The 8,088-nt window shown below is 71.0% G+C and carries 11 protein-coding genes and 1 pseudogene; 5 read left to right on the top strand and 7 right to left on the bottom strand.

All coding sequences use genetic code 11. The features are described 5' to 3' along the window. Positions 1 to 37: 37 nt before the first annotated feature. Positions 38 to 1,141: a hypothetical protein gene (locus tag ACFV8T_RS33700; protein ID WP_385335007.1), complete on the bottom strand. Its 1,104-nt coding sequence runs from the start codon at positions 1,139 to 1,141 to the stop codon at positions 38 to 40. A gap of 68 nt (positions 1,142 to 1,209) precedes the next feature. Here ACFV8T_RS33700 and ACFV8T_RS33705 point away from each other — a divergent pair, with 68 nt between their 5' ends. Beyond that, positions 1,210 to 2,355, top strand: coding sequence for a cystathionine gamma-synthase (locus tag ACFV8T_RS33705; RefSeq protein ID WP_072484072.1), 1,146 nt, complete (start codon positions 1,210 to 1,212; stop codon positions 2,353 to 2,355). Positions 2,356 to 2,420: 65 nt separating this feature from the next. Here the strand turns inward: ACFV8T_RS33705 and ACFV8T_RS33710 are convergent, their stop codons facing one another. From ACFV8T_RS33710 to ACFV8T_RS33725, 4 genes are all read right to left on the bottom strand, one after another. Next, complete coding sequence (locus ACFV8T_RS33710; protein WP_385335009.1) at positions 2,421 to 2,612, bottom strand: DUF1059 domain-containing protein; 192 nt, start codon at positions 2,610 to 2,612, stop codon at positions 2,421 to 2,423. A gap of 63 nt (positions 2,613 to 2,675) precedes the next feature. Beyond that, positions 2,676 to 2,924 carry a hypothetical protein gene (locus ACFV8T_RS33715; protein ID WP_385335012.1) on the bottom strand — a complete coding sequence of 83 codons (249 nt, stop codon included), beginning with the start codon at positions 2,922 to 2,924 and terminating at the stop codon, positions 2,676 to 2,678. Continuing rightward, the gene (locus ACFV8T_RS33720) at positions 2,921 to 3,415 is read right to left on the bottom strand and encodes a sigma factor-like helix-turn-helix DNA-binding protein (protein WP_385335014.1); all 495 of its coding nucleotides are present in this window, start codon (positions 3,413 to 3,415) and stop codon (positions 2,921 to 2,923) included. The genes ACFV8T_RS33715 and ACFV8T_RS33720 overlap by 4 nt, the downstream gene beginning before the upstream one ends. Positions 3,416 to 3,489: 74 nt before the next feature. Beyond that, positions 3,490 to 4,020 carry a MarR family winged helix-turn-helix transcriptional regulator gene (locus ACFV8T_RS33725; RefSeq protein WP_266415063.1) on the bottom strand — a complete coding sequence of 177 codons (531 nt, stop codon included), beginning with the start codon at positions 4,018 to 4,020 and terminating at the stop codon, positions 3,490 to 3,492. A gap of 177 nt (positions 4,021 to 4,197) precedes the next feature. Here ACFV8T_RS33725 and ilvA point away from each other — a divergent pair, with 177 nt between their 5' ends. Both ilvA and ACFV8T_RS33735 read left to right on the top strand, forming a co-directional pair. Next, positions 4,198 to 5,427, top strand: a complete 1,230-nt coding sequence (ilvA, locus tag ACFV8T_RS33730; RefSeq protein WP_385335016.1) for a threonine ammonia-lyase — start codon at positions 4,198 to 4,200, stop codon at positions 5,425 to 5,427. Positions 5,428 to 5,498: 71 nt separating this feature from the next. Further along, positions 5,499 to 5,639 (top strand): annotated as a pseudogene (locus tag ACFV8T_RS33735) (ABC transporter permease); the annotation flags it as partial. Between the two features lie 77 nt (positions 5,640 to 5,716). On the opposite strand, the gene greA reads toward ACFV8T_RS33735, so the two are convergent. Both greA and ACFV8T_RS33745 read right to left on the bottom strand, forming a co-directional pair. Then, complete coding sequence (greA, locus tag ACFV8T_RS33740; RefSeq protein WP_385335018.1) at positions 5,717 to 6,214, bottom strand: transcription elongation factor GreA; 498 nt, start codon at positions 6,212 to 6,214, stop codon at positions 5,717 to 5,719. A 183-nt stretch (positions 6,215 to 6,397) separates the two neighbouring features. Continuing rightward, positions 6,398 to 6,814 (bottom strand): DUF4307 domain-containing protein, encoded by a 417-nt coding sequence (locus ACFV8T_RS33745; RefSeq protein WP_385335020.1) that lies wholly within the window; start codon positions 6,812 to 6,814, stop codon positions 6,398 to 6,400. A 97-nt stretch (positions 6,815 to 6,911) separates the two neighbouring features. Here ACFV8T_RS33745 and mca point away from each other — a divergent pair, with 97 nt between their 5' ends. Together mca and ACFV8T_RS33755 are read left to right on the top strand one after the other, a co-directional pair. Beyond that, complete coding sequence (mca, locus tag ACFV8T_RS33750; RefSeq protein WP_385335022.1) at positions 6,912 to 7,793, top strand: mycothiol conjugate amidase Mca; 882 nt, start codon at positions 6,912 to 6,914, stop codon at positions 7,791 to 7,793. A 1-nt stretch (position 7,794) separates the two neighbouring features. Continuing rightward, positions 7,795 to 8,031 carry a hypothetical protein gene (locus ACFV8T_RS33755; protein ID WP_385335024.1) on the top strand — a complete coding sequence of 79 codons (237 nt, stop codon included), beginning with the start codon at positions 7,795 to 7,797 and terminating at the stop codon, positions 8,029 to 8,031. Positions 8,032 to 8,088: the final 57 nt, after the last annotated feature.

Here is an 8,088-nt window from a genome sequence, read left to right on the forward strand (position 1 = left end):
CGGGAGCGCCATGGATTCCGCCCGCCGGGGCCGGGCCCTACCGCGGCAGCGTCGCCGGGCTGCCGCCGTTCGCCTCGTAGCCGGCCACCGCCAGCGCCCGGTAGACCGTGTACTCGGCGGCCGGGTCGGGGTCCTGCGTCCACGGCAGCGCGCCCACGTGGCCGTCGATGTGGACGAGCTGGTTCATCGCCTCCGACCAGCGCTCCATCCGGACGAGGAAGAGGACCAGCAGATGGCGGACGTGCGCGAGCATCGGGTCGTCGGGCCGGGCCGCGTGCACCGCGAACAGGGCGCCCTCGACCGCCTTGGTCACCACCAGGCCGCGGTAGAAGCCCTGCACCAGATTGACCTCGGGCAGATGCTCGTACACCGCGAAGAGCGGCAGCGCGGCCAGCAGCGAGCCCTGCGGGGCGCGGGCGGCGGCCGCGGTGGCGAAGCGGTCGGCGTCCTCACGCGAACCGTGCCACTTCTCGCACCAGTAGTGCAGCGCGGCGATGTGCGCGCCCATGTGGGCCGGGGCCCGGTCCATCACCTTCGCCCAGAGCCGGTCGAACTCCTCGTGGGAGTAGCCGAGTCCGCGGGAGACGGCCAGTTCGGTGAGGTACGGAACGGGGTCGCCCGGCGCCAGCAGCGCCGCCTCGCCGCAGACCGTGCGGGCCTCCTCCAGGATGATGCGGAAGTCGTCCGTCCCCGCGGTCGACGAACGCCATGCCTGCTGCACCAGGAACTCGGCGTGCACCGCCGCACCGCCCGCGTCCTTCGGCGCCTCCGCCCGCCACTTGCGCAGCCACGCACCACCGACACCGGGCTGCTGCGCCAGCTCCAGCGAGGCGGCGCCGGCGAAGGCCTGCACCCGCTGCCACCGCACCTCGCCCTCCTTGGGCGTACCGGCCAGCAGCTGCGAGGCCGCCCGCCAGTCCTGGGAACGCTGCACGACATCGAGCACATCGAGAAGATCCTGGTCCGGGCCCGGCAGCCGGATGTCCAGTTCCTCCTGGCGCACGAAGCCGTAGGCGTCCGGGTCGGCGGCGTCCGGGGAACCCGGCGCGACCTGGCGGATTCCGCCGCGGCGGCGCAGCACGAAGGGGCCGACGACCGCGGCGAGCATGCACAGGGCGAGCAGGAACCAGAGAATCTCCATGCCCCCATTGTCACCGGACGGCCCGGTAGTCCGGTGGGCGCCCTCGCGACGAACTACGCTCGGGCCCCATGAGCGACCAGCACAGCTTCGAGACCCTCGCGATCCACGCGGGAAACACCGCCGATCCCCTCACCGGCGCCGTTGTTCCGCCCATTTACCAGGTGTCCACGTACAAGCAGGACGGTGTGGGCGGACTGCGCGGCGGCTACGAGTACAGCCGCAGCGCCAACCCGACCCGTACCGCCCTGGAGGAGAACCTCGCGGCCCTGGAGGGCGGCCGCCGCGGACTCGCCTTCGCCTCCGGCCTCGCCGCCGAGGACTGCCTGCTCCGTACGCTGCTGACCCCCGGCGACCATGTGGTCATCCCGAACGACGCCTACGGCGGCACGTTCCGGCTGTTCGCGAAGGTCGTCTCGCGGTGGGGCGTCGAGTTCTCCGTCGCCGACACCTCGGACGTGGCGGCGGTCCGGGCGGCGATCACCCCGCGCACCAAGGCGATCTGGGTGGAGACCCCGTCCAACCCGCTGCTCGGCATCACCGACATCGCCGCGATTGCCGGTGTGGCCCGCGCCGCGGGTGCGCGCCTGGTGGTCGACAACACCTTCGCCAGCCCCTACCTCCAGCAGCCCCTGGCCCTGGGTGCCGATGTGGTGGTGCACTCCACCACGAAGTACATGGGCGGCCACTCGGACGTCGTCGGCGGCGCGCTGATCGTCAACGACCCCGAACTCGCCGAGGAGTTGGCGTACCACCAGAACGCGATGGGCGCGGTCGCCGGACCGTTCGACGCCTGGCTGGTGCTGCGCGGCATCAAGACCCTGGCGGTCCGCATGGACCGGCACAGCGAGAACGCCACCAAGGTCACAGATCTGCTGACCCGGCACCCCAAGGTCACCCAGGTCCTCTACCCGGGGCTGCCCGAGCACCCGGGCCACGAGATCGCCGCCAAGCAGATGAAGGCGTTCGGCGGCATGGTGTCCTTCCGGGTCGAGGGCGGCGAGGAGGCGGCGGTCCAGGTCTGCAACCGGGCGAAGCTGTTCACCCTCGGTGAGTCGCTGGGCGGCGTCGAGTCGCTCGTGGAGCACCCCGGCCGCATGACGCACGCCTCGGCGGCGGGCTCCCCGCTGGAGGTGCCGGCCGACCTCGTCCGCGTCTCCGTCGGCATCGAGAACGCCGACGACCTGCTGGCCGACCTGACGCAGGCGCTCGGCTAGGGGTTCTTCTCCAGGAAATCCGGGCGGGCCCGCACACTCGGGTCCGCCCGGCCGCCCGCGGCGTGTCAGGCGTCGACCTTCTCGTCCTCCAGCATCGCCCGGATCTGTTCGCGCAGTTCCGGGCTGTCGCTGTGCTCATGGACGGAGACCGCATGCTCCGTCGCGGCCCGTACGACTTCCTCTTCCTCACCGGAGATGGTGAGCGAGCAGTGCGACACACTCGGATGCTTGCGGCAGTCAGCGATCTTCCTGGTCATGGCAGCCTCCTCGGCTGGTCCCGCATGCCGCCCATTCCAGGATAGTTCGCCCGGAATTGCCGCTCACCAGCCCTCCAGCGGCGTCGTCTCGGAGGGGGGCGCCTGCCAGGGATGCGCCGCCATCGCCCAGACCGTGAAGGCCACCACCGCGGCGCACGCCACCAGCAGCATCAGCCGGCGGGCGAACAGCCGCCGGCGCAGCAGCCTGCCGCCGCGCTCCGCCACCCGCTGCGCCAGATCGGCGGGCACCTGGGGATGCGGGCCGTCCAGCATCCGCCGGACCTCGTCCTCCCGGTCGCCGCCGCGGCTCACCGCGCGACCCCCAGCGGACCCGGTGTGCCCCGCCGCGCCGTGGGCCGGCGGGTGCCGCGCATCGTGGCCACCGAGCGGTTGCAGACCGCCCGCACCCGCTCCACCGGAAGGCCGAGCAGCGCCGCGGTCTGCTCCTCCGCGACCCCCTCGTACAGCCGCAGTACGAGGACGAGGCGTTCCTGCGGCGTCAGTGGGTCCAGCAGCCCGCCGCGCGGCCGCTGGTGCCGCCAGACCTCGTGGGCGAACCGGACGGCGAGCTCGCGCCGGGTGCGGTCGTACGGATCCTCGCCGCGCAGCCGGTCCCACTGCGCGTACGTGCGCGCCAGGGCGGCCGTGAGCAGCTGCTGGGCCCGGGGATTGGCTCCCGGCGGACGGATGGGCTCGGCGGTGAGCAGCGTGGCGGTGTGCAGCAGACGGCCGGCCGCGCCCGCGACGAAGGTCTCGAACTCCTGGGCGCGGCGCCGCTCCCGGCCCGTCTGGCGCTCTCGCACAGTCCACATACGAGCCGCTGCGGGGCCCCCGGTCAAGAGGTGTGCAGCAGGTCGGTCCGGACCCGGAGCTTCCGTCAGCCGGCCGGGGGCGCCTGGTGCGAGGTCTGGCGGGCGGCCAGCGAGGTGTTGAACCGGGTGAGCAGTGCGCAGAAGGTCTCGCGCTCCTCGGCCGTCCAGCCGTCCGTCACCTGGGTCATGAGCTCGCGCCGGGAGCCGCGGACCTCGTCCAGTCGCGCCTGGCCGCGCGGCGACAGCTGGAGCACGACGGCCCGGCCGTCCTCGGGGTGCGAGGTGCGCTTGACCAGTCCGGTGTCGACGAGCGGTGCGACCTGCCGGGTCACGGTCGAGGAGTCGATCCCCATGCCCGCGGCGAGTGCCTTGACGCCCATCGGGCCTTCCCGGTCCAGCCGGTTGAGCAGCAGATAGGCGGCCCGGTCCATGGAATTGCGCACCTGGCCGACACCGCCGAGGCGGGTCTGCTCGGCACGGCGGGCGAATACCGCGACCTGGTGCTGCAGAGCGTCGAGGACGTGGTCGGAACCCGTGGGTTCGGGGGCGGCGCCCCCGGAAGGAGACGCAGCTGTCGTCATGTCCTGAGGGGGCATGGCCGGGGGCTCTCTTCGTGCGGTGTCGGATGGGTGGGGGACAGAGTACGCGGCCACGGGGCAACGCGTACCAGCGCTGCACAAACCTGTGGACAACGGTCCAGGAGGGCGCCGGACGCGGCGGTCGCAGCCCTGCCGAGCGGCGGGACCTGCGGGCCGAGCTGCAAGACTTACGGTATGAACTTCCGCGTGACCGGCCACTTCCCCCCGCTGATCCTCGACGACATCCGCGGGGCGCAGAAGATGCTCTCCGGCGTGGCCAGGGTGACCGCCATGGAAGGCAGCCGCCACCTGAGCGACCTCGTGGGCGCGCCGGTCCATTTCAAGTGCGAGAACCTCCAGCGGACCGGCTCGTTCAAACTGCGTGGCGCGTATGTGCGGATCGCGGGCCTTTCCCCGGTGGAGCGGGCGGCCGGAGTCGTCGCCGCGAGCGCCGGAAACCATGCGCAGGGTGTCGCACTCGCGTCTGCGCTGCTCGGCGTACGGTCCACGGTCTTCATGCCGGTCGGGGCGCCGCTGCCGAAGGTGGCCGCCACCCGGCAGTACGGGGCGCAGGTCCGGCTGCACGGACATGTCGTCGACGAGACGCTCGCCGCCGCGCAGGAGTACGCGCGGGAGACCGGTGCGGTCTTCATCCATCCCTTCGACCACCCGGACATCATCGCCGGACAGGGCACGGTGGGCCTGGAGATCCTCGAACAGTGCCCCGAGGTGCGCACCATCGTCGTGGGGATCGGCGGCGGTGGTCTCGCGGCGGGCATCGCGGTGGCGGTCAAGGCGGTCCGGCCCGATGTGCGGATCGTCGGGGTGCAGGCGGCGGGTGCGGCCTGCTATCCGCCCTCGCTGGCCGTGGGCCATCCGGTGTCGATCGGTTCGCTGAACACGATGGCGGACGGCATCAAGGTGGGGCGCCCCGGCGATGTGCCGTTCGAGCTGGTCAGGGAGCTGGTCGACGAGGTCCGTACGGTCTCCGAGGACGAGCTGTCCAGTGCGCTGCTGCTCTGTCTGGAGCGGGCGAAGCTGGTGGTGGAGCCGGCCGGTGCGAGCCCGGTCGCGGCGTTGCTGAGCGATCCGAAGTCGTTCCGCGGGCCGGTGGTCGCGCTGCTCTCGGGCGGCAATGTGGACCCGCTGCTGATGCAGCGCATCCTGACCCACGGCATGGTGGCGGCCGGCCGTTACCTGAGTCTGCGGCTGCGGCTGACGGACCGCCCCGGTGCGCTGGCCACCCTGCTGGGCGTGCTCTCGGTGGTCGACGCCAATGTGCTCGACATCGGTCATGTGCGGACCGATCCCCGGCTCGGGCTCACCGAGGTCGAGGTGGAGCTCCAGCTGGAGACGAAGGGGCCGGAGCACTGCACGGAGGTCTCGGCGGCCCTGCGGGACGCGGGCTACCTGGTGATGAGCTGACCCTTGCCTGTCGCGATGTGCCGCCAGGCGCGGAAGGACCGACCGGGTCGAACCGGGCTGCGCCGCGCTCGCCCCGGGTGCTCTTCGGCAACCCGGGTGTGTCGCTGTCGGACGCCTGGCCGATGGTGCACCCGGTCGGGGCGTCGCTGATCCGGTCACTGCTGATCCTGGTGGTCTTGCGCACCCTCGCGGTGCGCAAGTACCGGCAGGCGGCGGTCCGAGGACTGCCGCACACGCGAGGAGCCCCCGGCCCGTCGGGCCGGGGGCTCCTCGCGTCGGTGGTGCGGGATCAGCCGGTGTACGGCTTCGCCGCGAGGATCTTCACGGTGGCCGTCTTGCCGTTCGGCAGCTCGTACTCGGCGTCCTCGCCCATCCGCTTGCCGTTCACGCCGGTGCCGAGCGGCGACTGCGGGGAGTACGTCTCGATGTCCGAGCTCGCGTACTCGCGCGAGGCGAGCAGGAAGGTCATCGTGTCGTCCGGGTCGTCGTCGAAGGAGATCGTCACGACCATGCCGGGCTCGACCACGCCGTCGTCGGCAGGTGCCTCGCCGACCTTCGCGTGCTCCAGGAGCTGGGTCAGCTGGCGCACCCGGAGCTCCATCTTGCCCTGCTCCTCCTTGGCCGCGTGGTACCCGCCGTTCTCGCGCAGGTCGCCCTCCTCACGGGCCGCCGCGATCTTTACGGCGATCTCCGTGCGCGCGGGACCAGACAGGTACTCCAGCTCGGCCTTGAGCTGGTTGTACGCCTCCTGCGTGAGCCAGGTGACGTTTTCGCTGGTCTGGGTCACAGGGTGCTCCTCGTCGGTACTGGGAATACAAAGCATCGCCCTACCCGTAAGCATGTGCTTCCACGGGTGGGCGAAACCACGAGCCTAACAATTCCGCAGGAAAAGGGGGAGAAGGTAAAACGACGGGACCACGTATGCGCAGGTCGAGCCCGGGAACGGTGGGTCAGGGCCGGCGTGCGCCGGTCAATGCGAGGCCCCGTCGTCGACGGTGCAGCCCAGCAGCTCGACGCTGGTCGCCCTGGACGTCGTACGCAGCGTCAGGATCCGGTCGATCCGGTCCGTGCGCTCGTCGAAGCGGAAGTCCTTGCGGGCCACGTCGCTGCCGTCCTCGTGCTGCGCGCGCAGGGTGCAGTAGCCCTCGGCGTCCTTGTCCTTGCGCACTTCGAGGTGGATGTCGACCCGCTCGTCCGAGACGACCTTGCGCTTGATCACCTCGGCGCTGATGCCCTGGCCGGCGACGTAGTCGTAACCGATCCAGCCGACCACACCGAGAAGCGCGACGCCCAGCACCGAGCCGATGATCTTCAGCCGGCGGTCCGCGCGCTGGTCCGCGGAGCGGCCGTAGCGGTTCTCCGGAGGCGCCTCGGGCACCGCGGTCATGATCGTTCCTCCTGGGCCGGGGATCGAGGAATTTTCCACCCCCCGGTTCGGTCACTATAGAAGCCTGCCCATGCGCCGAATCACTGAGGATCGAGTCTTGACCGAGCAGCTGCGACTGATGGCCGTCCACGCCCACCCCGACGACGAGTCGAGCAAGGGCGCGGCCACCATGGCGAAGTATGTGTCCGAGGGGGTGGACGTGCTGGTGGTGACCTGCACGGGAGGAGAGCGCGGCTCCATCCTCAACCCGAAGCTCCAGGGCGACGCGTACATCGAGGAGAACATCCACGAGGTCCGCAAGAAGGAGATGGACGAGGCCCGGGAGATCCTGGGCGTCGAGCAGGAGTGGCTCGGCTTCGTCGACTCGGGCCTGCCCGAGGGCGACCCGCTGCCGCCGCTGCCCGAGGGCTGCTTCGCGCTGGAGGACGAGGAGAAGGCCGCGGGCCGTCTCGTCCGCAGCATCCGCGCGTTCCGTCCGCAGGTCGTCACGACGTACGACGAGAACGGCGGGTACCCGCACCCCGACCACATCATGACCCACACGATCACGATGATCGCCTTCGACGGTGCGGCGGACACCGAGAAGTTCCCCGAGCCGGAGTTCGGCCCGGTTTGGCAGCCGCAGAAGCTCTACTACAACCAGGGCTTCAACCGGCCGCGCACGGTGGCGCTGCACGAGGCGCTGCTGGCCCGCGGCCTGGAGTCGCCGTACGGCGAGTGGCTGAAGCGCTGGAAGGAGTTCGAGCGCGACGAACGCACGCTGACCACGCACGTTCCGTGTGCGGACTTCTTCGAGATCCGCGACAAGGCGCTGATCGCGCACGCCACGCAGATCGATCCGGACGGCGGCTGGTTCCGCGTTCCGATGGACATCCAGAAGGAGGTCTGGCCGACCGAGGAGTACGAGCTGGCGAAGTCCCTCGTCGATACCTCCCTCCCCGAGAGCGACCTCTTCGCGGGCATCCGCGACAATGCCTGATATGTACGCGACCCAGGCACTGACCGACCTCGTTCCGCTTGCCGATGAGCTCGACAAGAACAAGGTGACCCCCGGCGTTCTCGGCTTCATCGTCTTCGCGGCGCTCGCCGCAGGCGTGTGGCTGCTGATGAAGTCCATGAACCGGCACATGGGCAAGGTCGACTTCGAGGAGGCCCCGGACCCGGACGCGGTGGCGGCCGACGCCACCGTCGGGGCGGGCTCCGCGAAGCGGAAGTAGCGACGGAAGCGGGCGGCGGGGGGGGGGGGGGGGGTTCGCACCGCAGCTTCTCCCCCT

This window comes from Streptomyces sp. NPDC059832 (assembly GCF_042731715.1).
Taxonomy (GTDB): domain Bacteria; phylum Actinomycetota; class Actinomycetes; order Streptomycetales; family Streptomycetaceae; genus Streptomyces.

What these genes read in the sequence shown, in the direction of transcription:
- ACFV8T_RS33705 (WP_072484072.1), top strand. Translation starts at nt 1,210, where the DNA reads ATGAGCGACCAGCACAGCTTCGAGACCCTCGCGATCCACGCGGGAAAC.
- ACFV8T_RS33700 (WP_385335007.1), bottom strand. Translation starts at nt 1,141, where the DNA reads ATGGAGATTCTCTGGTTCCTGCTCGCCCTGTGCATGCTCGCCGCGGTC.
- ACFV8T_RS33725 (WP_266415063.1), bottom strand. Translation starts at nt 4,020, where the DNA reads ATGCCCCCTCAGGACATGACGACAGCTGCGTCTCCTTCCGGGGGCGCC.
- ilvA (WP_385335016.1), top strand. Translation starts at nt 4,198, where the DNA reads ATGAACTTCCGCGTGACCGGCCACTTCCCCCCGCTGATCCTCGACGAC.
- ACFV8T_RS33745 (WP_385335020.1), bottom strand. Translation starts at nt 6,814, where the DNA reads ATGACCGCGGTGCCCGAGGCGCCTCCGGAGAACCGCTACGGCCGCTCC.
- ACFV8T_RS33755 (WP_385335024.1), top strand. Translation starts at nt 7,795, where the DNA reads ATGTACGCGACCCAGGCACTGACCGACCTCGTTCCGCTTGCCGATGAG.
- ACFV8T_RS33710 (WP_385335009.1), bottom strand. Translation starts at nt 2,612, where the DNA reads ATGACCAGGAAGATCGCTGACTGCCGCAAGCATCCGAGTGTGTCGCAC.